The following is a 26,344-nucleotide window of genomic DNA, read 5'->3' on the forward strand; positions in this document are numbered from 1 at the left end:
CTCAAGGCGGTGGCGGGGCGGATCGGGGGACCAAGTTCCGGGACCATGGACTAAGTTCCGGGACCATGGCCTCACATCCGGTCGACCCGGGCGATCCAGACCTGCCGTACCTCACCTTCTGGCAGGAACGGCATCTGTGCACCCTCACGACTCCGCGCCCCGACGGCGGCCCGCATGTCGTACCTGTCGGAGTGACATACGACCCGGAGGCGCGGCTGGCTCGGGTGATCGCGAACAAGTCGAGCAGGAAGGTGGCGAACGTGCTGGCCGCAGGACCGCTCGGGGCACGGGTCGCCGTCTGCCAGGTGGACGGGCGGCGCTGGGCGACGCTGGAGGGCCGGGCCTTCGTCCGCGCGGAGCCGGACCGGGTCGCGGAGGCGGAGCGCCGGTACGCCGGGCGCTACGGGCGGACCCCGTCGCCGAACCCGTCACGGGTCGTCATCGAGATCGAGTTGACGCGGGCGCTGGGGCGGGGCTGAAGCGATCAGTTCAGGCCACTACAGCCGGTCCCATACCCTGACATTTCGCCCAAACTGCAGCGGCGTCACCGTGTTCAGGTCACGGTGACGCCGCTGCGGGGGGAAGCACCTGAGCGATCTGTTACGACGGGGGAATCGCGTCAGGCACTGCGGGGGGTGGCTGAGATGGTCTGGACGTCGGGGGCATCCGTTTCCACCAGCCGATGGTCTCGCTGGTCAAGATTCACAAAGATCATTCCGTACCGGATGGCACAGCGCACCGGCTGCGGCGCCCCCCGGGGCCGTCGCAGACACCGATACGCCCGCACGTCCTCGTCCTCGTCCCGCGTCACCACGACCGGCTCGCCGAACACGGTCACCATGAGCGAGTCACCGCTGTGGGGGATGGCGGTGGCCAGGTCGATGAAGTGCCAGCCGGAACGGTAGGCCGTGGCCATTTCCCGGCGGAAGCTGCGGTCGTCTGGAGGAGTAGTCATGTCACGACCAAATACTGTCGTCCGTGCCCACTGTGGCGCCTTCACTGACGGGCACAGCAGTCGCAACCGTCACTGACCAAATACTGTCGGCTCGCGTGTCACCCTTCGCCACGGCTGGGCCACCCAGCGTTCCCGCGGCCACCACGGCGAAGAAGGCGGCGACAAGCACCGAGCGAAGCATTCTCTTACGCATAGTCGGCTTCGTCCTCACTTGAAGGTCCCCTCCATCCCCCGTCAGGTAAGACGATGGCTCATTCAGGCACATCATGGCCACACGATCGGTGCATCATGTTCCTGCACGTTCAGGACCCTGGGGGGTGGAGATTTGACAACGAATCGACCTAAAGCGGTACATCCCCACGCCATCACTGAACTGTGTGACGAGGGTGGGCGGGTCTATGCGAACGCTCTGCGCACAGGACGTATCGCTCGCGCGGAGGCGGAGGCGGTTCCCTGCCTGATGGAACACGCCCTCCTGTATCCGGATCCCGACGATCCGAACTGGCTGAGTCCCGTGCCGCCCTCGGTCGCCCTGGCCCAGCGCCTCAACCCCCTCGAACGCGAGATCACCGAGCGTCGGCGCACGTCGATCGAGCTGGCCGAGGTCTTCGAACCGTTCATGGCGCTCAGCGCCCAGACCGCGGCCCCCACCCACTCGATCACGGTGCTGGAGGGGCTCGACCGCATCAACTCGGCCCTCGACCTGGCGACGGCCCAGTGCCAGAACGAGATGCTCACGATCCAGCCGAGCGCCCGGCACCCCGAGCGCAGGGTCATCGAAGGGCTGGGGCGCGACAAGACCCTGATCGACCGCGGAGTACGGATCCGGACCCTCTACCAGCACACGGCCAGGTACAGTCCCGAGCGGCTCGCCTACGTCGACCGCTTCGTCAGCGGAAAGGCGGAGTACCGCACGATCGACGAACTGGTCGAGCGGCTCATCATCTGCGACGAGACCGTCGCCTTCATCCCCATCCGGGACGACCGGCAGGTCGCCCTGGAACTGCGCCACCCCGGCCTCGTCGGCTACCTGATCAAGGTCTTCGAGTTCATGTGGAGCCGCGCGGTCCCGCTGAGTGCCGGCGCACCCTACGAAACCGCCCCCGACGGCATCACGGACATCCAGCACTCCATCGCCAAGCTCCTTGTCGAGGGCCATGTCGACGAGGCCATCGCGCGCCGCCTCGGCATGAACGTGCGGACCTGCCGGGCCCACATCGCCAAGCTCGCCACGGCCCTGGGCAGCGGCAGCCGCGCGCAACTCGGCTTCCTGATAGCCCAGTCGGGGCTCCTCAACCAGGACGACCCGACACCGGGAGGAGACGGCCCACTGTGACCGATGCGCACACACACGGAGCGGACGACCTGTGCGCGGCAGGCCTGAGCCTGTACGTGCGTGCCCTGCAAGCCGGGCGCGTGCGGGTCGACGACACCGACGAGGCACCGTGTCTGGTCGGTCTCGGCCTGCTGCAACCCGACATCGAGGACCTGGGCTGGCTACGGCCCGTCGCACCCGGCTTCGTACTCCACCGGCTGCATCGGATGTCCGCGGAGCGCATCGCGGACGAGCGCCGCCGGGAGGAGCGCCTGGAGACCGTCTTCGGCCCGCTGGTGGGGCTGGACGGCTCCGGTACGGCGGCCACGGACGCACCGGCCCTCACCGTCCTCCGCGACAGGGACCGCATCAACACGGCGATCAGCGAGGCCATGGCGGACGCCACGGACGAACTGCTCGCCATCCAGCCCAGCACCAGCCGCGACACCCGGCCGACTCCCGAGGCCCGGACCCTCGCCCTCGTCCGCGACCAGGACCTGCTGGACCGCGGCGGCCGCATCCGCACCCTCTACCAGCACACCCAGCGCTACGACCCCATCGCCCTGTACCGCTACCAGCAGTTGCGCGGTGACGCCGAGGCCCGCACGCTGGACGAGGTCACCGACCGGCTCCTGGTGGTCGACCGGCAGGTGGCGTTCATCCCCGCGAGCAAGGACCTCACTCTCGCCCTCGAAGTCCGTCACCCCACGCTGATCGACTACTTCGTGAACACCTTCGACCGCCTCTGGCACCTCGCCACCCCCATGTACCCCGAGGCGGTCCAACAGCCCTCCCTGAACGGCATCACCCCGCGCCAGCACGCCATCGCCGTCCTGCTCATCGAGGGCCACACCGACGCGGTCATCGCCCACCGCCTCGGCATGAACATCCGCACCGCCCGCGTCCACATCGCCAAACTCGCCGCCACCCTCGGCAGCGACAGCCGCGCCCAACTCGGCTACCTCATCGCGGAATCAGGAATCCTCAGACAGGAGGGAGCGGCAGAGTGACATCCGCGCCCCATGCGGAACACGGTGTCGAAGTCCTGTGTCCCGCCGGAACGCAGCTGTACGAACTCGCCCTGCGCGAAGGCCGGGTGAACCGCGCGGACGCCGACACCGCGCCCTGCCTGATCGACCACGGCCTGCTGCAACCCACCACCACCGACCCGGACCGGCTGGAGCCGGTCGCACCCGCGGTGGCGCTCCACCGGCTGCTGCGCACATCGGGAGCGCGCATCGCGGACGAACGGCGCCGCGAGGAACAACTGGCCGAGACCTTCGAGCCGCTCATGCGCGTCGACGGCCGCCGGTCGGGAACCGCCGACACCGAGACGATCAGCGTCCTCAGCACCTTCGACCGCATCAACGAGGCCATCACCGAGGCCATGTCCGAGGCCGCCCAGGAGGTGCTGGCCATCCAGCCGCGCCGACGGAACGCCAAGCCTCCCGACCTCAGCGTCGAAGCCCTGGCCCGCGACCAGATCTTCCTCGACCGCGGCGGCCGTATGCGCACCCTGTACCCGCACGCGCTCCGCCATCTGCCCGCCGTCCTCGCCCGCTACGAGCAGTTGAACGGCGACGCCGAGGTCCGCACCCTGGACGAGGTCACCGACCGCCTCATCGTCATCGACCGCACCGTCGCCTTCATCCCCGCCAGCGCCGACCGCACCCTCGCACTCGAAGTCCGCCACCCCGCCCTGATCACCCATTTCGTCACGGTCTTCGACCGCCTCTGGCACCTCGCCACCCCCATGTACCCGGAAGCGGTCCAACAGCCTTCCCTCAACGGCATCACCACCCGCCAACGGGCCATCGCGGGCCTGCTGGTCGAGGGCCACACCGACTCGGTCATCGCCCACCGCCTCGGCATGAACATCCGCACCGCCCGCGTCCACATCGCCAAACTCGCCGCCACCCTCGGCAGCGACAGCCGCGCCCAACTCGGCTACCTCATCGCGGAATCAGGAATCCTCAGACAGGAGGGAGCGGCAGAGTGACATCCGCGCGCCATCCGGAACACGGTGTGGACGACCTCTGTCCGCCCGGAACCCAGCTGTACGAACTCGCCCTGCGCGAAGGGTGGGTGAACCGCGCGGACGCCGACACCGCGCCCTGCCTGATCGACCACGGCCTGCTGCAACCCACCGCCACGGACCCCGACCGACTGGAGCCGGTCGCCCCCGCGTCCGTGCTCCACCGGCTGCTGCGGAGGTCCGCGGAGCGCATCGCGGACGAACGCCGCCGCGAGGAGCGCCTGGAGACCTTCTTCGGCCCACTGGTGGGGCTCGACGGCTCCGGTACGGCGGCCACCGACCCACCGGCCCTCACCGTCCTCGACGACAGGGACCGCATCAACACGGCGATCACCGAGGCCCTGGCGGACGCCACGGACGAACTGCTCACCATCCAGCCGCACGTCTCCCACACCAGCCATACGGCCCCGGAGGCCCATGTCGAGGCGCTGGCGCGCGACCAGGCCCTGCTGGACCGCGGCGGCCGTATCCGCGCCCTCCACCAGCACACCCATCGCTACAACCCGTACGCCGCGTCCCGCTACCAGCAGCTGCGCGGCGACGCCGAGGCCCGCACCCTCGACGAGGTCACCGACCGCCTCATCGTCATCGACCGCACGGTCGCCTTCATCCCCGCGAGCGCGGACCGCACGACGGCTCTCGAAGTCCGCCACCCGGCACTGCTCACCCACTTCGTCACGGTCTTCGACCGCCTCTGGCACCTCGCCACCCCCATGTACCCCGAGGCGGTCCAACAGCCCTCCCTCAACGGCATCACGACCCGCCAGCACGCCATCGCCGTCCTGCTCGTCGAGGGCCACACCGACGCCGTCATCGCCGACCGCCTCGGCATGAACATCCGCACCGCCCGCGTCCACATCGCCAAACTCGCCGCCACCCTCGGCAGCGACAGCCGCGCCCAACTCGGCTACCTCATAGGGCAGTCGGGAATCCTCAAACAGGAGGGAACGGCGGAATGACATCCCTGCCCCACGCGGAGCACGGCGTGGAAGACCTCTGTCCCACCGGAACGCGGCTGTACGAACTCGCCCTGCGCGAAGGCCAGGTGAACCGCGCGGACGCCGACACCGCGCCGTGCCTGATCGACCACGGCCTGCTGCAACCCACCGCCACGGACCCCGACCGGCTGGAGCCGGTAGCCCCCGCCGTGGCGCTCCACCGGCTGCTGCGCACCTCGGGAGCGCGCATCGCGGACGAACGGCGCCGCGAGGAGCGACTGGCCGAGGCCTTCGAACCGCTCATGCTCATCGACGGCCAAGGACCGGCCACCACCGGTACCGAGACGATCAACGTCCTGAGCACCTTCGACCAGATCAACGGAGCCATCGCCGACGTCATGACCGGGGCGTCCCGGGAGGTGCTGGCGATCCAGCCGCGCAGACGGAACCCCGAGTCTCTCGAACTCAGCCTCGACGCCCTGAAACAGGACCAGGGCCTCCTCGACCGCGGCGGTCGCATCCGCACCCTGTACCCGCACGCGCTCCGCCATCTGCCCGCCGTCCTCGCCCGCTACGAGCAGTTGAACGGCGACGCGGAGGCCCGCACCCTGGACGAGGTCACCGACCGCCTCATCGTCATCGACCGCACGGTCGCCTTCATTCCCGCGAACGCGGACCGCACGAAGGCCCTCGAAGTCCGCCACCCGGCGCTGATCACCCATTTCGTCACGGTCTTCGACCGCCTCTGGCACCTCGCCGCCCCCATGTACCCGGAGGCGGTCCAACAGCCTTCCCTCAACGGCATCACCACCCGCCAGCGCGCCATCGCGGGACTCCTCGTGGAAGGCCACACCGACGCGGTGATCGCCGACCGTCTCGGCATGAACATCCGCACCGCCCGAGTCCACATCGCCAAGCTCGCCGCCACCCTCGGCAGCGACAGCCGCGCCCAACTCGGCTACCTCATCGCGGAGTCCGGAATTCTCAGGCAGGAGGGAGCGGCAGAGTGACATCCGCGCGCCATCCGGAACACGGTGTGGACGACCTGTGTCCCGCCGGAACGCAGCTGTACGAACTCGCCCTGCGCGAAGGCCAGGTGAACCGCGCGGACGCCGACACGGCCCCGTGCCTGATCGACCACGGCCTGCTGCAACCCACCGCCACCGACCCCGACCGACTGGAACCGGTAGCCCCCGCGTCCGTGCTCCACCGGCTGCTGCGGAGGTCCGCGGAGCGCATCGCGGACGAACGCCGCCGCGAAGAACGCCTGGAGACCTTCTTCGGCCCACTGGTGGGGCTCGACGGCTCCGATACGGCGGCCACCGACCCACCGGCCCTCACCGTCCTCGACGACAAGGACCGCATCAACACGGCGATCACCGAGGCCATAGCGGACGCCAAGGACGAACTGCTCACCATCCAACCCAGCAGCAACCGTGACAGACGGCTGACCCCCAAGGCCGAGGCCATCGCTGTCGCCCGCGACCAGGCCCTGCTGGACCGCGGCGCTCGTATCCGCACCCTCTACCAGCACACCCATCGCTACAACCCGTACGCCATGGCCCGCTACCAGCACCTGCGCGGCGACGCCGAGGCCCGCACCCTGGACGAGGTCACCGACCGGCTCCTGGTCATCGACCGGCAGGTGGCGTTCATCCCCGCGAACGCGGACCGCACGACGGCCCTCGAAGTCCGCCACCCGGCGCTGCTCACCCACTTCGTCACGGTCTTCGACCGCCTCTGGCACCTCGCCACCCCCATGTACCCCGAGGCGGTCCAACAGCCCTCCCTGAACGGCGTCACGGCCCGCCAGCACGCCATCGCGACACTCCTCGTCGAGGGCCACACCGACGCGGTCATCGCGCACCGCCTGGGCATGAACATCCGCACCGCCCGAGTCCACATCGCCAAGCTCGCCGCCACCCTCGGCAGCGACAGCCGCGCCCAACTCGGCTACCTCATAGGGCAGTCGGGAATCCTCAAACAGGAAGGAGCGGTGGAGTGAACATGCCGCCGCACCCCGAGCACGACGTGGCAGACCTGTGCGCGGCGGGCATCGAGGTGTACGAAAAGGCCCTGAGCGAAGGGCAGGTGAGCAGCTCCGAGGCCGAACGGGCGCCCTGTCTCGTCGACTTCGGGCTGCTGACCCACTCCGTCACGGATCCACGGCGCCTGGAGCCGGTCACCCCCGCGGTCGCCTTCCACCGGATGCTGAGCACCATGGAGGACCGCGTCGCAGAGGAGCGCCGGCGCGAGCAGCGGCTCGCGGAGACCTTCGAGCCCCTGTTGCGGATGGACGGCCACCGCGCGGGCCCGGAGCAGGTCCCCACGCTGTGTGTGCTGAGCGGCCTGGACCGGATCGGCTCCGCCATCACCCAGGCACTGGCCGTGAGTTCGGGCGAGGTCCTCGCCATCCAGCCGCACGTCACCCACACCAGCCATACGCCCCCCGAGATCCACGTCGACGCGCTGGCGCGCGACCAGGCCCTGCTCGACCGCGGCGGCCGCCTCCGCACGCTCTACCAGCACACCCTGCGCCACGCACCGTCCGTGCTCGCGCGCTACGAACAGCTCCGCGGCAACGTCGAGGCGCGCACCCTGGAGGTGGTCCCGGACCGCCTCATCGTCATCGAGCGGACGGTCGCCTTCCTCCCCGCCAACGCGGACCGGACGCTGGCCCTGGAAGTCCGCCATCCCTCCCTGGTCGCTTTCTGCGTCACGGTCTTCGACCGCCTCTGGCACCTCGCCACGCCTCTGTACCCCGAGGCCGAGGCGGTCCGGCAGCCCTCCCTCAACGGCATCACGACCCGCCAGCGCGCCATCGCGGGCCTGCTGGTCGAGGGCCACACCGACGCCGTCATCGCCGACCGCCTCGGCATGAACATCCGCACCGCCCGCGTCCACATCGCCAAACTCGCCGCCACCCTCGGCAGCGACAGCCGCGCCCAACTCGGCTACCTCATAGGGCAGTCGGAGATTCTCGATCCGCCGGGGTGAGCTGGGCGGGCAGGTCCGGCATCCGTGACGCGGCGCCGTCCAGGCCCACCTGGGCGATACGGACGCCGAGTTGGGTACGGCTGGCCGCGCCGAGCGTCTCCGACAGCCGGGCGATGTGGGCGCGGCAGGTGCGGACGCTTATGCCGAGCCGTTCCGCGATCACCGCGTCCTGGTGGCCCTCCGCGAGCAGGGCCGCGATGGACTGTTCGCGGTGGGAGATGCCCTCGATGCCGGTGTCGGGGAGAGGTGCCGCGACGGGGATGGCGAGGCGCCACAGCCGGTCGAAGACCGTGACGAAGTAGTCGATCAGCGCCGGGTGGCGCAGTTCCAGCGCCATGGTGTGGTCGGCGTTGGCGGGGATGAAGGCGACCGTGCGGTCGAAGAGGATGAGGCGGTCGACTACCTCGTCCAGCGTCCGGGCCTCGACCGCGTCGCCCATCAACTCCAGGTAGTTCAGCAGGCCTTGGCCGTGCCGGGCGACATGGGTGTACAGGTCGCGCATCCGCACCCCGCGCGAGCGCAGGGCCAGGGCGCGGTGCAGACCCTCGGTGAGTTCCGGTTCGCGACGGATGCCGCCGGGCTGGACGGTGAGGACCTCGCCGGTGCACGCCTCGGTCGCGGCGTCCATCGCCGCCTGGATGCGGGCGAGGCCGTCCAGGACGCGGATCGCGGCGCCCTCCAGCGCCCCGGACGCCTCGATACGGCGGCCGAGACCGGCGTACCGCTCGAAGGCGTCGACCGCCGAACCCACCCGCCGGTGGCTCTCGCTGACCTCGTCGTAGACCCCGCGCAACAGCCGGGTCATGACCTCCTGCGGGGAGGTCGGCACCAGCCAGTCCATGTCGTCGGGGTCCGGGTGGAGGAGGGCGAGCTCCAGCAGACACGGCACCGGTTCGGCGTCCGTGCGCGGCACCCGGCCCCGCCGTACGGCCCGGGAGTACACGAGGTCCCCGGCGTCGCAGAGTCGGTCAGCACCATGTGGATGCGCGTCCGTCCCGTGCCCGGCCATTGCCCATCCCACCCCCGGTTCCCGGCTCTTTGCAGCGCAACTATGCGCGGACCCGACCTGCTCCGCAACACGTCTCCCCTTCGAACGGGCCCCGAAAACCACCGATATCGCTCACTATCTCCCCACCTCCGCGTGTTACCTTGCAACAAGCTGGGGGGTGCCCGGCCACGGCCGCCGGCCGCTTCGCCGTATCACTTTCCGCGTGAGCTGCCGGAAATCACTCAGAGATCGTCGTGTTACGTACCGCACTTAACGTCCCCTCATGGCGGACATATTTGACGCATACGCATTGGCCGATGCGTGGGACGAGATGTTTGTGCGGCCGGGTGAGGTCAGAACCGCCTACGAGCCGGTACTGGCGGCACTCCAACCGATCGAGCCGAGTGAACTGCGCTTCCGCGCGGACCAGATGGCCCGCGCGTTCACCGACCGTGGTGTGACCTACGCCTTCGCGGGCGAGGAACGGCCCTGGCCGCTGGACCTGGTGCCGAGGATCATCGACGCGCTGGAGTGGGATCTGATCCAGCGGGGCGTGGCGCAACGCGTACGCGCGCTGGAGGCCTACCTCTCCGACGCCTACTCCCACTGCCGCGCCTTCGAGGACGGGGTCGTCCCCTGGCGGCTGCTCCTCAACTCGGCCCATTTCCACCGGGCCGCGCAGGGCGTCGAACCACCGGGCGGGGTCCGCATCCACGTCGCCGGCATCGACCTCGTCCGGGACGAGGCCGGGGAGTTGCGGGTGCTGGAGGACAACGTGCGGGTCCCCAGCGGGGTTTCGTACGTCATCGAGAACCGCAGAGCGATGACGCGCATCTTCCCGTCCCTCTTCGCCGAGCAGCACGTGGTCCCCGTCGACGGCTACGCGGGACGGCTGCTGGCCGCACTGCGGGCCGCAGCGCCCGCCGGAACGACGGACCCCCGGGTCGTGGTCCTCACCCCGGGGCCGGGGAACGCCGCCTACTTCGAACACGCCCTGCTCGCCCGGCTGATGGGCGTGCAGCTGGTGGTGGGACACGACCTGACGTGCCGCAACAACCGGGTGTGGATGCGCACCACGCGCGGCGAGGTGCCCGTCCATGTCGTATACCGGCGCCTCGACGACGACTTCCTGGACCCGCTGCACTTCCGCCCCGACTCGGTGATCGGCTGCCCGGGCATCATGAACGCCGCCCAGGCCGGGAACGTCACACTCGCGAACGCCGTCGGCAACGGCATCGCGGACGACAAGCTCCTCTACACCTACGTCCCCGACCTCATCCGCTACTACCTCTCCGAGGAACCGATTCTCCCCAACGTGGAGTCCTACCGCCCTGACGAGCCGGGCCAGTTGGCGGCGATCCTCGACCAGATCGACCAGCTGGTCGTCAAGCCGGTGGACGGCGCGGGCGGCCAGGGCATCGTCATCGGACCCAAGGCCGACGCGAAGACCCTCGAACGCACTCGCAAAGCCGTCGCCGCCGACCCGCGCGGCTGGATCGCCCAGCGCCCCGTCGCCCTCTCCACCTCCCCCACCCTCGCGGGTGAACGCATGGCACCCCGCCACATCGACCTCCGCCCGTTCGCCGTCAACGACGGCACCGACGTCTGGGTCCTCCCCGGCGGCCTCACCCGCGTCGCCCTCCAGGAGGGCAACCTGATCGTCAACTCCAGCCAGGGCGGCGGCTCCAAGGACACCTGGGTGCTCGCCGAGGGCCCCGCCGAACAGCCCGAGCCACTGACCACGGACGGCCGACCGCCCGAGGTGGCACCCCGCCAGCACGGTCCCGACGGCAACCCCACGGTCGTACAGGAAGGGGCGCAGCAGCAGTGAACGACGTGATCCTCTCCCGGATAGCCGAGGCCCTGACGTGGACGGGCCGTTACGTCGAGCGCGCCGACACCACCGGCCGCATCCTCGACGCGTACCTCCACCGCATGCTGGAGGACCCCTGGCGCGACGAGGACGTGGCCTGCCGGTCCCTGTACGCGATCCTCGGGGTCGACGCGGGCGGCCAACGCGTCGACATGCAGCAGGTGTTGGACCAGCTCGCGTTCGACGCCCGCTCCACCTGCTCCATCGAAGGCGCCCTGGGCGCGGCCCGGTCGAACGCCCGCAGCGCCCGCGAGGCGGTCTCGTCCGAGATGTGGGAGTGCCTCAACTCCACCTGGCACGCGCTGGCCGACCAACGCCTCGCGGCCCGCCGTACGGGCCCGTACGCCTATCTGGAACTGGTCCGCCGCCGCGCCGCGTTGTTCTTCGGCCTCGCCGACTCCACGATGAGCCGCGACGACAGCTGGCGCTTCGTCGTCCTCGGCCGCAGCCTGGAACGGGTGGACATGACCGTACGCCTGCTGTCCGTAAGGGTGTTGGACGCCGCCCACGCCCCCGACTGGCCGACACTGCTGAGCGCCTCGGGCGCCGACGAGGCGTACGCGCGCGTCTACGGCGGCTTCGGCGACACCCCGCGCGTGGCCGAATTCCTGCTCCTGGACCGGGACTTCCCCCGCTCGGCACTGCACGCGCTGACGACGGCCGAGGAGTGCCTGACCGCACTCGGCCGCCAGCGCCAGGACCCGGCCCGCCGCCCCATCGGCCGCCTCCGCACCCGCCTCGAATACCTGGACTCGCACGCCTTGGAAGAACAACTCCCCGCGCTCCTCAAGGACTTGCAGCACGCCTGCATGGCCTCGGCGGAGGCGGTCGCGGAGTTGTTCTTCCCGTACCAGGGCCCCGTCGAATGGGCCCAGGAAGGAGCCTGAGATGACTGAGATGACCCGTAGGCTTCGCATCCGCCACACCACGCGCGTGTCGTACGCCCAGGCGGCGGTCTCCTCGCACAACGAGGTGCGGATGACCCCGCTGACGCTCCCCGGCCAGACGACACTGGACGCGCGCGTCACGGTGAACCCCACGACCCCCACCTGGTCGTACTGGGACTACTGGGGCACCCAGGTCACCGGCTTCGACCTGATGGACCCGCACGCGGACCTCACGATCACGGCGTCGAGCCTGGTCGAGACGTCCCCGGCGGACGCGCTCGGACCCGCGCCCAGCTGGCAGGAGGTGGGTGAACGCACCACGAACTCCCGCCTGTTGGAGTTCATCGGCCCCACGGTCCGTACGACGGTCCCGCCCAAGCTGCTGAAGAAGGCCCGCAAGGCGGCCGTAGGACTGGACCCCCACGAGACGGCGGTGGCGGTCTCCGGGCTGGTCGCCGACCGGGTGTCCTACCTCCCCGGCGTCACCGGAGTGAACACCTCCGCCGCCGAGGCCTGGGAACAGGGCGCGGGCGTCTGCCAGGACATCGCCCACGTCACCATCGCCCTCCTCCGCGGCCTGGGCCTGCCCACGCGCTACGTCTCCGGCTACCTCCACCCCGAACGGGAGGCGGAGTTGCACCGCCCGGTGGCAGGCCAGAGCCACGCGTGGGTGGAGTACTGGGCGGGCGACTGGTGCGGCTACGACCCGACCAACCGGACCCGGCCCGACGAGTCGCATGTGGTGGTCGGGCGGGGGCGGGACTACGACGACGTGACCCCGCACAAGGGGATCTACCGGGGGGTGGCGGGCGGACCGCCGGAGGTGACGGTGGAGTTCACGCGGGTGGCGTGAACTCCGTGCCTTCGAGGTGGCGGCGCGGGCCTCCGCCCTACTTCAGCCCGGCCGACTCACAAGCCGACTTGAACTTGGTCGTGCAGATGTCGGAGATCTTGTAGATCCCGTCCGCGACGACCGTCGACGCGATGTTGTCCCTCGTCAGCGCGACCACGGACACCAGCTGCGAGGGGATCTTCTTGTTGGTGGGGCTGTCCACCGAGTCACGGGTGAGGGCGTCGAACTCGATGTCCTTGCCCTGGACCCTGGCGACCGCGATCTTCGCGGCGGCCTCCGCCAGGTCGGGGTAGGGCTTGTAGACGCTCATGTACTGCTCGCCGGTCACGATCCGCTGCACGGCGGGGAGTTCGGCGTCCTGGCCGGTGATGGGCGGCATCTTCGTCACGCCCGCCGCCTTCAGGGCGTCGATGACGCCGCCGGCCATCGCGTCGTTGGCGGAGTACACCGCCGCGATGTTGTCCTTGCCGAGCTTGCCGATCGCCTCGGTCATCTCCTCCTGGGCGACCTTCGGGTCCCACGCCTTGGTGTTGTAGCTCGCGGCGACCGTCACCTTGCCCTGTAGCTCGGACAGCGCCCCCGTCTTGAACACCCCGGCGTTGGGGTCGGTCGGCGAGCCGTTGATCATGACGACCTTGTCGGAGGTGTCCACGTCGCTGCCCAGCGCCTCGACCAGGGAGCGGCCCTGCACCTCGCCGACGAGTTCGCCGTCGAAGGAGACGTACGCGTCGATCGGCCCCTCGGCGAGGCGGTCATAGGCGATGACGGGGATGCCGGCGGCCTTGGCCTTCTTCACCATGGGCAGGATGAGGTGCGAGTCGACGGAGTCGAGGATGATGATGTCGACCTTCTGGTCGATCATCTTCTGCATCTGCTTGTCCTGGACGCTCGCGACACCGCCCGCGTTCTGGTACTCGGCCTTGCCCTTCTTGTCGGTCAGTTCGCTGACCGTCGACTTGATGATCGGGAAGTCGAACTCCGCGTACCGCGTGTTCGTCTTCTCCGGCATCAGGACGCCCACCGTGATGTCGTTGCCCTTGGCCGGGGTGGCGTCCGAGCTGCTCCCCGACGAGTTGAGCACGCCACAGGCGGCCAGGGGCAGGGCCAGCGAGGACGCGGCCACGGATATGGCGATACGACGCATTGGTGAGCTCACTTCTGGTGCCGTCCGGACGTGGGCGCAGCATTGCAACCCAGGTGACTGAAAAGCCAACGCGGCTGCGGCCACCGGCGTCAAGCGGAACTACTTAACGAGATGGCAACACCACGTTCCGTTTGGTATGTGGAGACGTTGCGGAATCCCATCCAAACGCTCTTTACCGACCCTCCACTCAACGGGAGTTCATGAACGGGCAAAGATCAGCACAACCAAGTCCGTTCCTCGCGAGTCGTGATCGTCAACGGCCATCTGTCGCCGTGTCCGATCCGACTGGGAGACGCATGAACCGAGCTCGACCCGCGACGGCCACCGCCGTCGCCCTCTCCGTCGCGGGCGGCCTGCTCGCCGGCGCGACCGCGAGCGCCTCGGCCGCCACGACCTGCGATTCCCCGGTCTACAAACGGCAGTTCTTCGCGAACACCACCTTCAAGGGCACCCCGAAGCGGACGGACTGCGACAACGCCGTCGACCAGACCTGGACCGGCGCCCCCGCCACCGGCCTCCCGAAGGACAACTTCGCCGTCCGCTGGTCGGTGACCCGCGACTTCGGCTCCGGAGGCCCCTTCTCCCTCACCGCCACCGCCCAGGACGGCATCCGCGTCTACCTCGACGGCACCCGCAGGATCGACGTGTGGAAGAACGTCTCGACGACGGCGAAGAAGACGGTCCACGTCACCGTCCCGTCCGGCCGGCACACCCTCCGCGTCGACTACGTCAACTGGACCGGCAAGGCGGCCGTGAAGTTCACGTACGCGCCCCGGACCTCGGCGACCGTCGACAAGGTCAGGCCGCTCGCCCCGACGGGCACGGCGGTCTCCTACGACTCCGCGGGCAACAAGGCGAAACTCACCTGGTCGAAGAACCGGGAGATGGACCTCGCCGGGTACCGGGTCTACCGGCGCCTCAAGGGCACCGCGTTCGGCACCCAGCCCCTGAAGACGACCACCTCCGTCTCGTACACCGACACCCCGCCCCCGACCGGCGCCACGTACTACTACGAACTCCGCGCCTACGACAAGGCGGGCAACCAGTCGGCGGGCGGCGCCGACACGGCCGCCACCACCGTGGACCGGACCCCGCCCGCCGCCCCATTCGTCGAATGGGACTCCTGCCCGGACCTCGCGCCCTACGCGGCCCCGCAGCTCGTCACCACGGCCGCGAACCAGGCCGACATCGCCTGGTACGAGATGCAGCGCCTCGACACCGCGACCGCCAAGTGGATCACCGTCCACACCGGAACCAAGGGCGCGATCTGCGACACCACCTACCCCTCCGACGGAAGCGCCGTCACCTACCGGGGCCGGGCCCGGGACGCCGCCGGGAACTGGTCCGCGTACTCCGCGCCCACCAAATTCACCACCTCGGACCTGACCCCACCGGCACCGGTCACCGACGTCCGGGTCGAGTACCGCTCGGGCGTCCCGCACCTGGTCTGGTCCCCGGTCGCGGGAGCCGCCGCCTACCAGGTCCTCCAGCTCGACCCGGCGACCGGTGGCTGGCTCGACGCGCTGCCCGCCGAGGGCACCACGAAGGAGACCGACCTCGCACCGCGCCAACTGGCCGCGGTCGCCGACACCTACCGCTACGCGGTGCGCTCGGTGGACGCCAAGGGCAACGCCGCCGCCCCGGCGGAGATCCCGCTGACGATGACGGACCGGACGGAGGCGATCCCCGCGTTCGCGACCACCGCCGGCCGGTTCGACGAGGGCGTGATGATCGAGTGGAGCAGCGCCGACCCCTGGACCTTCGGCGAGGGCGAACCGCTGCTCACCTACCGGATCACCCGTACCGACCGGGCGACCGGCGAGAGCACCCAGGTGACCGGCTGCAAGCCCAACGACTCGCGGGACCTGCCGCTGACGGATCCGAAGACGTACTGGACCTGGAACACCGGCGACGCCCCCGACTACGCCGGCGACCGGCAGATCAACGGCGTCTGCTGGGACGTCTCCGGTGCCTCCGGGACGACGTACGACTACACGGTCGTGACGATCGACCCGTACGGCCATGAGTCACAGCCCGGTCCGGTCGCCACCGAGACCACGCCGGACACCGAGCGCCCGGCCCCGGTCGAGAACCTGGCCGCCGAGCAGATCCCGCTCGGGGTACGCCTGACCTGGACACCGCCGGCCGACGACGACGTCACGGCCTACAAGGTGTGGCAGGGCGTCACGGACCCGGAGACCGGCGAGACGGAGTGGAAGGAGAACTGCTGGACGGGCACCTCCCTGACCGACACCGAGATCCTCTGCCCGACGGTCCCCGACGGCGCCGCGCACACCTACAAGGTGGCCGCCACGGACGGCTCCCCCTTGATTCCCTGGTACGCCGGCCCCGAGGCCTTCCACCCCGCCGAACTCTCCGTCACCCTGCCCGACACCCGGCCGCCCGGCTGGACCGGGACCGAGGTCCAGGAGGACCAGTACCCGGAGCTGTACGTCGGCTGCTCCGCAAGCTCCGGCCTCGGTGACTGCGGCCGCTTCGCGAGCTACCGCGTGGAACGCTGGGACCCGGCGTCGGCCGCCTACCTCACCCTCGCCGGGGGCACCATGTACGACGCCGTGTTCTTCATGGACAAGACGGTCCACGAGGACACGCTCGGCCTGTACTACTACCGCGTCGTCCGCCTGGACGCCACCGGCGCGGAGGTCATGACGACGTCGACGGCGTACGGCGTCTGGGACTACTGGCTCTGACATGCCGAAGGGGCCCGGAGATTCGCTCTCCGGGCCCCTTCACCGTTGTCGGCGCGTCAGCGTCAGTCCGAGGACTGACGCTTCGGCCGCCACACCACCAGCGCGCTGGTCTGCTGGACCTCCTGGTACGGGACCAGGTCCCGGCGGTAGGAGGCGTGCACGGCGGCCTCGCGCTGCTGGATCGCCGCCGCCGCTCCGTCGACCGCCGCCTGGAGTTCGGCGACACGCTGCTGGAGCGCCACGACCTGGTTCTCCAGCTCGATGATGCGCTTGATGCCGGCCAGGTTGATGCCCTCGGTCTGCGACAACTGCTGGACGGTGCGCAGCAGTTCGATGTCACGGGCCGAGTAGCGCCGGCCACGCCCGGCCGTACGGTCCGGGGAGACCAGGCCGAGACGGTCGTACTGGCGCAGCGTCTGCGGGTGCAGGCCGGAGAGCTGGGCCGCCACCGAGATGACGTAGACCGGGGTCTCCTCGGTCAGCTCGTACGGGTTGCGTCGACGGCCGATCCCATCCATGGCTCTCATGCTCCCTTCGCGGCCTGGAACAGCTCCGCCCGCGGGTCTTCGTCCGCGGTCGCCTCTCTGTACGCCTCAAGCGCGTCACGAGCATTCCCCGTGACGTCCTTGGGGACACTCACCTCGACGGTCACAAGGAGGTCTCCCCGGGTGCCGTCCTTGCGGAAGGCGCCCTTGCCGCGGGCCCGCATGGTCCGGCCGTTGGGGGTGCCCGGCGGCAGCTTCAGCGTCACCGGGGGTCCGCCCAGGGTGGGCACCCTGACCTCGCCGCCCAGCGCCGCCTCGGCGAACGTCACCGGGACCGTCACCGTGAGGTTGTCCTCCTTGCGGCCGAACACGGGGTGCGTGTCGACATGCACCATGACGTACAAATCGCCCGCGGGACCGCCCCGTTCACCCGGAGCGCCCTTGCCGCGCAGCCGGATGCGCTGGCCGTCCGTGACCCCCGCGGGGATACGGACCTGCATGGTCCGCGACGACTTGGCGCGCCCGCTGCCCTTGCACTCGGCGCACGGGTGCTCGGCGATCAGGCCCCGGCCCTTGCAGTCCGGGCACGGGTCCGTCAGCGAGAAGCCGCCGCCGGAGCCGCGCGCGACCTGGCCGGTGCCGACGCAGGTCGGGCACACGCGCGGTGTGCCGTTCTTGTCACCGGTGCCCGAACAGGCCTTGCAGGGCTGCTGCGAGGACATCCGCAGCGGGACCGTGGCCCCTTCGATGGCCTCCGTGAAGCTGAGCGTGACCTCGGACTCGATGTCCTGGCCGCGCCTGGGCTGGGTACGGGTCGTGCCCGCGCCGCCCCGGTTGAACAGACCGCCGAACACGTCCCCGATCCCGCCGCCGAAGCCGCCGGGGGCACCGGTGCCGCCGCCCTGGGCGCCGCCTCCGAAGAGGTCGCCCAGGTCGAAGTTGAAGTTGCCGCCGCCCGCGCCGCCCGGCCCCGGGCGGTAGCCGCCGTTGCCGAAGAGCGAGCGGGCGTCGTCGTACTCCTTGCGTTTCTTGGGGTCACCGAGGATGTCGTGGGCCTCGGAGATCTCCTTGAAACGCTCCTCGGCCTTGGCGTTGCCCTTGTTGGCGTCCGGGTGGAACTCGCGGGCGAGCTTCCGGTACGCCTTCTTGATCTCGGCCTCGGTGGCGTCCTTGGGGACGCCGAGGACCTTGTAGTAGTCCTTCTCGATGAAGTCCTTGGTGCTCATCCTCGACGTCCCTCCTTCGGTCCGCTCGATGCGTCGGCTGCGTCAGCCCTCTTCAGGGCCGTTGTCCTTCTCGTCGCCGGCCTCGGACTCGTCCTTGGCCGCCTGCGCGCCGGGCTGCGGCTCGGCCACGGCCACCCGCGCGGGGCGGATGGTGCGCTCGCCGATGCGATACCCGGGCTGAAGGATCGCCACGCAGGTCGTCTCGGTGACGTCCGGCGCGTACGAGTGCATGAGGGCCTCGTGGATCGTCGGGTCGAAGGGCTCGCCCTCCTTGCCGAACTGCTGAAGTCCCATCTTCGCCGCGGCGGTCTCCAGCGACTCCGCCACCGACTTGAAACCGCCGACGAGTTCGCCGTGTTCCCGCGCTCGGTTGATGTTGTCGAGCGTGGGCATCAGCTCGGTCAGGAGGTTCGCCACGGCGATCTCCTTGACCGCGATCCGGTCGCGCTCGACGCGGCGGCGGTAGTTCTGGAACTCGGCCTGGAGCCGCTGGAGGTCCGCGGTGCGCTCGTCGAGCGCCTTGCGCACCTGGTCCAGCTGGGCCGTCAGACCGGCGATCTGAGCACTTGCGTCCCCTGCCGGGGCCTCCCCCTCCCCACTACCGGAGGGGGAGGCGGCCTGCGGCTCGGCGTCGTCGGGGGTGGCGCCGGAGGGGACGTCGGGCTTCTCGTCGAAGCCCGGGGTCTCCTCCGTCACGCGGCACCGTCCTTGCGCTCGTCGTCCACGATCTCGGCGTCCACCACGTCGTCGTCCGCCCGGGGAGCCTCCGCGCCCGGGGCGTCGCCGCCCGCGGCCTGCGCGGCCTGGGCGTCGGCGTACATGGCCTGGCCGACCTTCTGCGAGACCGCGGCGACCTTCTCGGTGGCGGTGCGGATCTCGGCGGTGTCCTCGCCCTTCAGCGTGGCCTTCAGCTCCTCGACGGCGGCCTCGACCTCGGTCTTGACGTCGGCGGGAACCTTGTCCTCGTTGTCCTTGAGGAACTTCTCCGTCTGGTAGACGAGCTGCTCGCCCTGGTTGCGGGACTCGGCGGCCTCGCGGCGGCGGTGGTCCTCGTCCGCGTACTGCTCGGCCTCCTGGCGCATGCGGTCGACCTCGTCCTTCGGCAGCGAGGAGCCGCCGGTGACGGTCATCTTCTGCTCCTTGCCGGTGCCGAGGTCCTTGGCCGTGACGTGCATGATGCCGTTGGCGTCGATGTCGAAGGAGACCTCGATCTGCGGGACACCGCGCGGGGCCGGCGGCAGACCGGTCAGCTCGAACATTCCGAGCTTCTTGTTGTACGCCGCGATCTCGCGCTCGCCCTGGTAGACCTGGATCTGCACGGAGGGCTGGTTGTCCTCGGCGGTGGTGAAGATCTCGGACCGCTTGGTCGGGATCGTGGTGTTGCGCTCGATGAGCTTGGTCATGATCCCTCCCTTGGTCTCGATACCGAGGGACAGCGGGGTGACGTCGAGGAGCAGGACGTCCTTGACCTCGCCCTTGAGGACACCGGCCTGGAGGGACGCGCCGATGGCGACGACCTCGTCCGGGTTGACGCCCTTGTTGGCGTCCTTGCCGCCGGTCAGCTCGCGCACGATCTCCGCGACGGCGGGCATCCGGGTGGAGCCACCGACGAGGACGACGTGGTCGATCTCGTTGATGGAGATGCCGGCGTCCTTGATGACGTTGTGGAACGGCGTCTTGCAGCGCTCCAGCAGGTCGGCCGTCAGCTGCTGGAACTGGGCGCGGGTGAGCTTCTCGTCCAGGTGCAGCGGGCCCTCGGCGGACGCCGTGATGTAGGGCAGGTTGATCGAGGTCTCGGTGGAGCTGGACAGCTCGATCTTGGCCTTCTCGGCAGCCTCGCGGAGACGCTGGAGGGCCATCTTGTCCTTGCCCAGGTCCACGCCGTGACCCGCGGCGAACTGCTTCACCAGGTAGTCGACGACCCGCTGGTCCCAGTCGTCACCACCGAGGTGGTTGTCGCCGTTGGTGGCCTTCACCTCGACGACGCCGTCACCGATCTCCAGGAGGGACACGTCGAAGGTGCCGCCACCGAGGTCGAAGACGAGGATCGTCTGGTCGTCCTTGTCGAGCCCGTACGCCAGCGCGGCGGCCGTCGGCTCGTTCACGATGCGCAGGACGTTCAGGCCCGCGATCTCGCCGGCCTCCTTCGTCGCCTGACGCTCCGAGTCGTTGAAGTACGCGGGGACGGTGATGACCGCGTCGGCCACCTTCTCGCCCAGGTACGCCTCGGCGTCGCGCTTCAGCTTCTGCAGGATGAAGGCGCTCATCTGCTGCGGGTTGAAGCTCTTGCCGTCCAGCTCGATCTTCCAGTCCGTGCCCATGTGGCGCTTCACGGAACGGATGGTCCGGTCAACGTTCGTGACCGCCTGGCGCTTGGCCACCTCTCCGACGAGCACCTCGCCGTTCTTGGCGAAGGCGACGACGGACGGCGTGGTCCTGGCGCCCTCTGCGTTGGTGATGACGGTGGGCTCGCCGCCTTCAAGAACGCTGACGACGGAGTTAGTCGTGCCCAGGTCGATGCCGACCGCACGTGCCATGGTTGATTCCTCCAGCAATGACTTGAGTGGAACAGGCTCAAGTGTGCACGACACTCACCGCTGGGTCAACAGAGCTGAGTCGAGCAGACTCAACTCTTATCCGTTCCTTACACGCAACCGCGCCCCGACCTGCGACGATCCGACCCGCCGCACCCCGTAGACAGAGACTTTCAACAGCCCTCCTACGACGACCAGGGCCCCGCCCGCCACCCACATCACGGCGGATCCACCCGCCCACCCGTTGTGCACGAGCACCCCGACGAGCACCCCGGAGAACGCCCCGACCGCCACGAGCACCACCGCCCCCTGCGGAGTGAGCCCCAACCGCCGCAGCCGATGGGCGAGATGGTCCGGGCCACCCCGCAGCAGCGCCCGCCCGGCCAGCCGCCGCGACAGCAGCACCAGGACGGCGTCGGCGCTCGCGACGGCGGTGAGCGCGAACAGCACGCCCGCACTGGACGCGAGGTCGTGCCCGGCACGGCTGACCACGGCCGCCGAGGCGAGCACGAAGCCCGTGAACAGCGATCCGCAGGCGCCGAGCGCGATCCGCGCGGGATGCCAGTTGTGCATCAGGAACCCGGTGAGCGCGGCGGCCAGCACACTCAGCAACACCGCGAGCCCGTCCATCACTTCCATCGCGGCGCAGGCCCCCACCCCGAAGGCGGTGACCACCCCCACGGTCCCCGCGAGCCCGTCGGCGTGATCGAGCCCCTTGAAGGCGGCGGCGACGAACACGATCCAGGCCGCCGCCAGCAGCCCGCCGGACACCCCGAGCGTCCCGTACGGCACGACACAGGCCGCCGCCACCGCCGTACCGAGAACCAGGACCCGGGTCTTGAGCCGCCACACGTCGGCGACCAGCCCGAGCGCGGCCACGGCGGACCCGGCGGTCAGCAGTCCGCCGACGCCGTCCCCCAGCGGCGCGACACCGGTCCAGTCGCACCCCCAGGTCACCGCCGCGACGGCGATCACGACGGCCAGTCCCCCGAGCAGCGGTACCGGGCGCGTGCGCCGCCGCCGGTCGACGATCCCGGCGCGCAGGGCGGGCACCCGGAGCAGTGCGGCGAGGAGGGCGGAGAGGAGGAGGGCGGTCGTGGCGGCGAGAATCCCGTAGAGCACGGTTCCAAATTAGACGCAAATGTACAAATTCAGTACGAATAACACGATCGGACCGTCACAGGTTTTTAAGGCAACCCTCAGCGACATAGATCACCGCACGCCTGGCTACAGTGCGACAGAGAATGGGGGTAATCTCGGTCGGACCGATTAAGTTACCGCTTAGTAATGTTCTTGGTTTGGTAATGACCCCTCGCAGGCCCGAGGAGCCCTGAAATGCAACTCGCCGCGATCATCGTGTCGCTGGTTCTGATCGTGGTCGGTGTGGCGCTGTTCGCGCGCGCCGTCCTTCAGATCTACACCTTCATGCGACTCGGCCAGAACGTGCCCGCGGGCACCCGCACCGACGAACCCGTCCAGCGCACCGTCACCGTGGCCAAGGAGTTCCTCGGGCACACCCGGATGAACCGCTGGGGCGTCGTCGGGGTCGCGCACTGGTTCGTGGCGGTGGGCTTCTTCTCGCTGCTGCTGACGATCGTCAACGCCGTCGGCCAGCTCTTCCAGGCCGACTGGCTGCTGCCGGTCATCGGCGAATGGGCGCCGTACAACGTCTTCGTCGAGTTCATCGGCACCATGACGATCCTCGGCATCCTCGCCCTGATCGTCATCCGCCAGCTCAGCAAGCCGAACAAACCGGGCCGCAAGTCCCGCTTCGCCGGCTCCAACTTCGGCCAGGCGTACTTCGTCGAGGCCGTCATCCTCATCGTCGGCGTCTGCATCTTCATGCTGCACGCGCTCGAAGGCGCCCAGCACCACGTCGACGCGTACGAGGCGTCCTTCTTCATCTCGTACCCCGTGGTGTCGGCCCTCCGTCACCTGGACGTCTCCACCCTCCAGAACCTCACGTACCTCTTCGCCGGCGTGAAGATCGCGACCTCCTTCATCTGGATGATCACGGTCGCCCTGAAGACCGACATGGGCGTCGCCTGGCACCGCTTCCTGGCGTTCCCGAACATCTGGTTCAAGCGCAACGCGGACGGCGGTACGTCCCTGGGCGCCCTGCTCCCCATGACGTCGGGCGGCAAGCCGATCGACTTCACCGACCCGGGCGACGACGACGTCTTCGGCGTATCGCAGGTCGAGCAGTTCTCCTGGAAGGGCCTGCTCGACTTCTCCACCTGCACCGAATGCGGCCGCTGCCAGTCGCAGTGCCCCGCCTGGAACACCGGCAAGCCGCTCTCCCCCAAGCTCCTGATCATGTCGCTGCGGGACCACGCCCACGCCAAGGCGCCCTACCTGCTCGCGGGCGGCGGCAAGTCCATGGAGGGCGAGGAGAAGGCGACGGAGGAGCAGCTGGCCGGCGTACCGGCGGCGGCTCTGGCGGAGGCCGAACGCCCCCTCATCGGCACGCTCGAAGAGAACGGCGTCATCGACCCCGACGTCCTGTGGTCCTGCACCACCTGCGGCGCCTGCGTCGAGCAGTGCCCGGTCGACATCGAGCACGTCGACCACATCGTCGACATGCGCCGCTACCAGGTGATGATCGAGTCCGCGTTCCCGTCCGAGGCCGGGACGATGCTCAAGAACCTGGAGAAGAAGGGCAACCCCTGGGGGCTCGCCAAGAAGCAGCGCCTGGAGTGGCTCAAGGAGGTCGAGTTCGAGGTCCCGGTCGTCGGCCAGGACATCGAGGACCTCACCGAGGTCGAGTACCTGTACTGGGTCGGCTGCGCCGGCGCCCTGGAAGACCGCGCCAAGAAGACGACGAAGGCCTTCGCGGAACTCCTCCACATCGCGGGCGTCAAATTCGCGATCATGGGCGGCGACGAGAAGTGCACCGGCGACTCCGCGCGCCGCCTCGGCAACGAGCCCCTGTTCCAGGAACTCGGCATGGAGAACGTCATGGCACTGAACATGGCGTTCGGCGAGGAACTCGACGACGACGGCAAGGTGGTCCCCGAGTCGGCGAAGCCTCGCGCCGCGAAGAAGATCGTCGCGACCTGCCCGCACTGCCTCAACACCATCGGCAACGAGTACCCGCAGCTCGGCGGCGACTACGAGGTCATCCACCACACCCAGCTGCTCCAACACCTGATCGACGAGGGCAAGTTGATCCCGGTGACGCCGGTGGAAGGTCTGATCACCTACCACGACCCGTGCTACCTGGGCCGCCACAACAAGATCTACACGCCCCCGCGCGAGATCATCGCCAGCGTCCCCGGCCTCCGCAACGAGGAAATGCACCGCCACAAGGAACGCGGCTTCTGCTGCGGCGCGGGCGGCGCCCGCATGTGGATGGAAGAGCGCATCGGCAAGCGCATCAACAACGAGCGCGTCGACGAAGCCCTCTCCCTGAACCCCGACATCGTGTCCACGGCCTGCCCCTTCTGCCTGGTCATGCTCACGGACTCGGTGAACGGCAAGAAGAACGACGGCAAGGCCAAGGAGTCCATCCAGGTCGTCGACGTGGCCCAGCTCCTCCTGGACTCGGTCAAGAAGCCGGCCGACGACGAGCCCCCGGCGGGCACCGCGGAACCGGAGACCGCCCCGGAGCCCGAGCCCGTCAAGTAACAACCGCCCGATCCGCTACGACAACGCCCCGCACCCTCACTGGAGAGTGCGGGGCGTTGTCGTCCCGTTCGGAGAAACGGCCGCCGCCCCAGGGAACCAGGCCATCCGGTGAAGTCCCCCGGGCACGGCGCCCACCAGCCGTGCCGCATACCCGCGTACGCCGCCCAACTCCCGCCGCCATACGACTTGTTGAGGGAAACGTGCCCCCAGCCCCTCCACTCCTCTGCTCCTCCAGCAGCCCCATGGTGTAGCGCGCTACACCATGCATTCGGGAGAACGGTCCCTCGTGACGGCGAGCGCGCGACGGAATCGTAGAGGTCAGAGATCAAGCCCCTCCGATCCTCCCCTCCTCCCCACCGATCCCCGAAGGAAATGCCGTGAAATCGCTGCTCGCCACCGTGAAGTCGTTCATCGCCAACCTGCTGCTGTGGTCGTTCTTCATCGGCGGCCTCGCCGCGAGCACGGCATCCGGCGCCGTGCTCGACGGTGCGGCGAAGACCGCGGCCACCTTCGCCGGTATCGCCGTCTCGATGCTGACGGGCTCGCGTATCGCGAAGAAGCCGAAGATCAAGGCGTTTCTGTCGAAGACGTCGACCCTGTGGTTCCTGTTCCTCTTCAACGGCGGTGTGGCCGTGGTCAGTTACTTCGCCATGGACGGCGCCAAGGGCATCGCGACGGCGGCCGGAATGGGCCTGGTCTCCCTGGGCGCGGCGGGCGGCCTGATCTCCAACCTCCGCAAGGGAACGGCCAAGACGTCGCCCCGCCCCTCGACGGACGAGCCCTGGGCCTGACGGCCCGATCCGCACCGCAGCCCCTCACCGAACCGAACCGAACCAACCCGCTCCGACCCGACCCGACCCGAAAGGCTTCCCATGACCACGCATCGCCCGCGCGTCCGGCGTACAGCCACCATGGCCACGACAGCCGCAGCCATAGCCCTGACGGCCGGACTCCTGACGGCCTGCGACCCGACCGACCCCTCCGACGCCTCCAACTCCCTGAACTGTCTGAAGAACTGGAACACCATCTCCGACAGCCTCAAGGCGATCCACGACGCGGGCGTCGACGCGGCGAAGGATCCGACCCGCACCGACGAATCCATCACGACGATCGACAAGAACCTCGACAAGATCAACGCGGACTCGGACGACAGCAAGGTCAACAAGGCGGTTGATGACCTGAACAAGGCGATCTCCGACTACAACAAGGCGATCCTGAACGGCGATACGAACCCGGATTCCAGCAAGATCGACGCGGCAGCAGACAGGCTCAAGAACGTCTGCACGTCATGACGCGACAGTGGACGTGGCTCTACAAGTCACCGTTGGGCCACTCGCTTCTTTGCCAGTGTCGGGCCGGAACGGACCAAGTAAAGGGCGCTCCCTACGGTCGCGTCGGCTCCGCCGATTCCGCTCCGCTCCACCCTTGACTAGGCCCGCCCCAGCCCGTCTTAGAAGCGAGCGAGCAGCCCGAAAGAATGGGGGCCCAGGCATACCAGCCCTTACGTCGGCTACGACCGCACCCAGCGGAGCGGATGCGCATCCGCGCCTCGCCAGCACGCCGGGCCGGCTTAGCGGCCAACCCCCGGCGGGGGGGGAGAGCCTCCCAGGAACCCGGGAACCCGGGAGCCCTGGGGGGGTGGGGGTGGGGGTAGGTCTGAAAAAGTGTGTCACTTCGAACGGAAACTGACACACTTTTTCAGACCCGGGGGGCGCCCCCCGCCCCCCCCCCCCCCCCCCCCCCCCCCCCCCCCCCCCCCCCCCCCCGCACCCCCCC

Annotated in this window: 23 protein-coding genes; 15 read left to right on the forward strand and 8 right to left on the reverse strand. The window is 69.3% G+C overall.

Features of this window, described 5'->3' with window-relative positions:
- Window positions 1–65 precede the first annotated feature (65 nt).
- The gene (locus ACWIHT_RS26295; protein ID WP_456170710.1) at window positions 66–479 is read left to right on the forward strand and encodes a pyridoxamine 5'-phosphate oxidase family protein; all 414 of its coding nucleotides are present in this window, start codon (window positions 66–68) and stop codon (window positions 477–479) included.
- Between the two features lie 140 nt (window positions 480–619).
- Here ACWIHT_RS26295 and ACWIHT_RS26300 read toward each other — a convergent pair whose 3' ends face one another.
- Window positions 620–955 carry a Rieske (2Fe-2S) protein gene (locus ACWIHT_RS26300; RefSeq protein WP_026178811.1) on the reverse strand — a complete coding sequence of 112 codons (336 nt, stop codon included), beginning with the start codon at window positions 953–955 and terminating at the stop codon, window positions 620–622.
- 325 nt (window positions 956–1,280) lie between these two features.
- Between ACWIHT_RS26300 and ACWIHT_RS26305 the strand changes: the two genes are divergently transcribed.
- Genes ACWIHT_RS26305 through ACWIHT_RS26335 form a run of 7 tightly spaced genes read left to right on the forward strand, consistent with a single transcriptional unit; the run spans window position 1,281 to window position 8,240 of the window.
- Window positions 1,281–2,291, forward strand: coding sequence for a helix-turn-helix transcriptional regulator (locus ACWIHT_RS26305; protein WP_456170711.1), 1,011 nt, complete (start codon window positions 1,281–1,283; stop codon window positions 2,289–2,291).
- Window positions 2,288–3,280 carry a helix-turn-helix transcriptional regulator gene (locus ACWIHT_RS26310; RefSeq protein ID WP_456170712.1) on the forward strand — a complete coding sequence of 331 codons (993 nt, stop codon included), beginning with the start codon at window positions 2,288–2,290 and terminating at the stop codon, window positions 3,278–3,280. The genes ACWIHT_RS26305 and ACWIHT_RS26310 overlap by 4 nt, the downstream gene beginning before the upstream one ends.
- On the forward strand, window positions 3,277–4,269 hold the full coding sequence (locus tag ACWIHT_RS26315; protein ID WP_456170713.1) for a helix-turn-helix transcriptional regulator: 993 nt from the start codon (window positions 3,277–3,279) through the stop codon (window positions 4,267–4,269). Before ACWIHT_RS26310 ends, ACWIHT_RS26315 begins: the two co-directional genes overlap by 4 nt.
- Entirely contained in the window at window positions 4,266–5,264 is a 999-nt protein-coding gene (locus tag ACWIHT_RS26320; RefSeq protein ID WP_456170714.1) for a helix-turn-helix transcriptional regulator, read from the forward strand. Before ACWIHT_RS26315 ends, ACWIHT_RS26320 begins: the two co-directional genes overlap by 4 nt.
- On the forward strand, window positions 5,261–6,253 hold the full coding sequence (locus ACWIHT_RS26325) for a helix-turn-helix transcriptional regulator (protein WP_456170715.1): 993 nt from the start codon (window positions 5,261–5,263) through the stop codon (window positions 6,251–6,253). Before ACWIHT_RS26320 ends, ACWIHT_RS26325 begins: the two co-directional genes overlap by 4 nt.
- Window positions 6,250–7,248 (forward strand): helix-turn-helix transcriptional regulator, encoded by a 999-nt coding sequence (locus tag ACWIHT_RS26330; RefSeq protein WP_456170716.1) that lies wholly within the window; start codon window positions 6,250–6,252, stop codon window positions 7,246–7,248. The genes ACWIHT_RS26325 and ACWIHT_RS26330 overlap by 4 nt, the downstream gene beginning before the upstream one ends.
- 2 nt (window positions 7,249–7,250) lie before the next feature.
- Entirely contained in the window at window positions 7,251–8,240 is a 990-nt protein-coding gene (locus ACWIHT_RS26335; RefSeq protein WP_456170740.1) for a helix-turn-helix transcriptional regulator, read from the forward strand.
- Here the strand turns inward: ACWIHT_RS26335 and ACWIHT_RS26340 are convergent.
- The gene (locus ACWIHT_RS26340) at window positions 8,203–9,249 is read right to left on the reverse strand and encodes a LuxR C-terminal-related transcriptional regulator (protein ID WP_456170718.1); all 1,047 of its coding nucleotides are present in this window, start codon (window positions 9,247–9,249) and stop codon (window positions 8,203–8,205) included. The genes ACWIHT_RS26335 and ACWIHT_RS26340 overlap by 38 nt on opposite strands.
- Window positions 9,250–9,511: 262 nt before the next feature.
- Here ACWIHT_RS26340 and ACWIHT_RS26345 point away from each other — a divergent pair, with 262 nt between their 5' ends.
- The 3 genes from ACWIHT_RS26345 to ACWIHT_RS26355 are packed head-to-tail and all read left to right on the forward strand — an operon-like array spanning window position 9,512 to window position 12,841.
- Window positions 9,512–11,059 (forward strand): circularly permuted type 2 ATP-grasp protein, encoded by a 1,548-nt coding sequence (locus tag ACWIHT_RS26345; RefSeq protein WP_456170719.1) that lies wholly within the window; start codon window positions 9,512–9,514, stop codon window positions 11,057–11,059.
- Complete coding sequence (locus ACWIHT_RS26350; protein ID WP_456170720.1) at window positions 11,056–11,988, forward strand: alpha-E domain-containing protein; 933 nt, start codon at window positions 11,056–11,058, stop codon at window positions 11,986–11,988. Before ACWIHT_RS26345 ends, ACWIHT_RS26350 begins: the two co-directional genes overlap by 4 nt.
- 10 nt (window positions 11,989–11,998) lie before the next feature.
- Complete coding sequence (locus ACWIHT_RS26355; protein ID WP_456170741.1) at window positions 11,999–12,841, forward strand: transglutaminase family protein; 843 nt, start codon at window positions 11,999–12,001, stop codon at window positions 12,839–12,841.
- A 37-nt stretch (window positions 12,842–12,878) separates the two neighbouring features.
- On the opposite strand, the gene ACWIHT_RS26360 is transcribed toward ACWIHT_RS26355, so the two are convergent.
- Window positions 12,879–13,985: a substrate-binding domain-containing protein gene (locus ACWIHT_RS26360; protein WP_456170721.1), complete on the reverse strand. Its 1,107-nt coding sequence runs from the start codon at window positions 13,983–13,985 to the stop codon at window positions 12,879–12,881.
- A gap of 296 nt (window positions 13,986–14,281) precedes the next feature.
- Here ACWIHT_RS26360 and ACWIHT_RS26365 point away from each other — a divergent pair, with 296 nt between their 5' ends.
- Window positions 14,282–16,696: a PA14 domain-containing protein gene (locus ACWIHT_RS26365; RefSeq protein ID WP_456170722.1), complete on the forward strand. Its 2,415-nt coding sequence runs from the start codon at window positions 14,282–14,284 to the stop codon at window positions 16,694–16,696.
- A 62-nt stretch (window positions 16,697–16,758) separates the two neighbouring features.
- Here the strand turns inward: ACWIHT_RS26365 and ACWIHT_RS26370 are convergent, their stop codons facing one another.
- The 5 genes from ACWIHT_RS26370 to ACWIHT_RS26390 form a co-directional block, all read right to left on the reverse strand.
- Window positions 16,759–17,214, reverse strand: a complete 456-nt coding sequence (locus ACWIHT_RS26370) for a heat shock protein transcriptional repressor HspR (RefSeq protein WP_456170723.1) — start codon at window positions 17,212–17,214, stop codon at window positions 16,759–16,761.
- A 5-nt stretch (window positions 17,215–17,219) separates the two neighbouring features.
- Window positions 17,220–18,407: a molecular chaperone DnaJ gene (gene dnaJ / locus ACWIHT_RS26375; protein ID WP_456170724.1), complete on the reverse strand. Its 1,188-nt coding sequence runs from the start codon at window positions 18,405–18,407 to the stop codon at window positions 17,220–17,222.
- Between the two features lie 42 nt (window positions 18,408–18,449).
- Window positions 18,450–19,103 carry a nucleotide exchange factor GrpE gene (gene grpE, locus ACWIHT_RS26380; RefSeq protein WP_456170726.1) on the reverse strand — a complete coding sequence of 218 codons (654 nt, stop codon included), beginning with the start codon at window positions 19,101–19,103 and terminating at the stop codon, window positions 18,450–18,452.
- On the reverse strand, window positions 19,100–20,944 hold the full coding sequence (gene dnaK, locus ACWIHT_RS26385; RefSeq protein ID WP_200711412.1) for a molecular chaperone DnaK: 1,845 nt from the start codon (window positions 20,942–20,944) through the stop codon (window positions 19,100–19,102). Before dnaK ends, grpE begins: the two co-directional genes overlap by 4 nt.
- A 96-nt stretch (window positions 20,945–21,040) precedes the next feature.
- Window positions 21,041–22,063 (reverse strand): MraY family glycosyltransferase, encoded by a 1,023-nt coding sequence (locus ACWIHT_RS26390; RefSeq protein WP_456170727.1) that lies wholly within the window; start codon window positions 22,061–22,063, stop codon window positions 21,041–21,043.
- Between the two features lie 213 nt (window positions 22,064–22,276).
- Here ACWIHT_RS26390 and ACWIHT_RS26395 point away from each other — a divergent pair, with 213 nt between their 5' ends.
- The 3 genes from ACWIHT_RS26395 to ACWIHT_RS26405 all read left to right on the forward strand — a co-directional run bounded on the left by ACWIHT_RS26395 (window position 22,277) and on the right by ACWIHT_RS26405 (window position 25,860).
- Window positions 22,277–24,568, forward strand: a complete 2,292-nt coding sequence (locus ACWIHT_RS26395) for a (Fe-S)-binding protein (protein WP_456170728.1) — start codon at window positions 22,277–22,279, stop codon at window positions 24,566–24,568.
- A 377-nt stretch (window positions 24,569–24,945) separates the two neighbouring features.
- Complete coding sequence (locus tag ACWIHT_RS26400; protein ID WP_456170729.1) at window positions 24,946–25,359, forward strand: hypothetical protein; 414 nt, start codon at window positions 24,946–24,948, stop codon at window positions 25,357–25,359.
- A gap of 120 nt (window positions 25,360–25,479) precedes the next feature.
- Window positions 25,480–25,860 carry a hypothetical protein gene (locus ACWIHT_RS26405; protein WP_456170730.1) on the forward strand — a complete coding sequence of 127 codons (381 nt, stop codon included), beginning with the start codon at window positions 25,480–25,482 and terminating at the stop codon, window positions 25,858–25,860.
- The last annotated feature ends 484 nt before the right edge of the window (window positions 25,861–26,344 follow it).

This window comes from Streptomyces sp. NPDC002276 (assembly GCF_053891435.1).

What these genes read in the sequence shown, in the direction of transcription:
- ACWIHT_RS26295 (WP_456170710.1), top strand. Translation starts at nt 66, where the DNA reads ATGGCCTCACATCCGGTCGACCCGGGCGATCCAGACCTGCCGTACCTC.
- ACWIHT_RS26300 (WP_026178811.1), bottom strand. Translation starts at nt 955, where the DNA reads ATGACTACTCCTCCAGACGACCGCAGCTTCCGCCGGGAAATGGCCACG.
- ACWIHT_RS26325 (WP_456170715.1), top strand. Translation starts at nt 5,261, where the DNA reads ATGACATCCCTGCCCCACGCGGAGCACGGCGTGGAAGACCTCTGTCCC.
- ACWIHT_RS26335 (WP_456170740.1), top strand. Translation starts at nt 7,251, where the DNA reads ATGCCGCCGCACCCCGAGCACGACGTGGCAGACCTGTGCGCGGCGGGC.
- ACWIHT_RS26340 (WP_456170718.1), bottom strand. Translation starts at nt 9,249, where the DNA reads ATGGCCGGGCACGGGACGGACGCGCATCCACATGGTGCTGACCGACTC.
- ACWIHT_RS26345 (WP_456170719.1), top strand. Translation starts at nt 9,512, where the DNA reads ATGGCGGACATATTTGACGCATACGCATTGGCCGATGCGTGGGACGAG.
- ACWIHT_RS26355 (WP_456170741.1), top strand. Translation starts at nt 11,999, where the DNA reads ATGACCCGTAGGCTTCGCATCCGCCACACCACGCGCGTGTCGTACGCC.
- ACWIHT_RS26360 (WP_456170721.1), bottom strand. Translation starts at nt 13,985, where the DNA reads ATGCGTCGTATCGCCATATCCGTGGCCGCGTCCTCGCTGGCCCTGCCC.
- ACWIHT_RS26365 (WP_456170722.1), top strand. Translation starts at nt 14,282, where the DNA reads ATGAACCGAGCTCGACCCGCGACGGCCACCGCCGTCGCCCTCTCCGTC.
- ACWIHT_RS26370 (WP_456170723.1), bottom strand. Translation starts at nt 17,214, where the DNA reads ATGGATGGGATCGGCCGTCGACGCAACCCGTACGAGCTGACCGAGGAG.
- dnaJ (WP_456170724.1), bottom strand. Translation starts at nt 18,407, where the DNA reads ATGAGCACCAAGGACTTCATCGAGAAGGACTACTACAAGGTCCTCGGC.
- dnaK (WP_200711412.1), bottom strand. Translation starts at nt 20,944, where the DNA reads ATGGCACGTGCGGTCGGCATCGACCTGGGCACGACTAACTCCGTCGTC.
- ACWIHT_RS26395 (WP_456170728.1), top strand. Translation starts at nt 22,277, where the DNA reads ATGCAACTCGCCGCGATCATCGTGTCGCTGGTTCTGATCGTGGTCGGT.
- ACWIHT_RS26405 (WP_456170730.1), top strand. Translation starts at nt 25,480, where the DNA reads ATGGCCACGACAGCCGCAGCCATAGCCCTGACGGCCGGACTCCTGACG.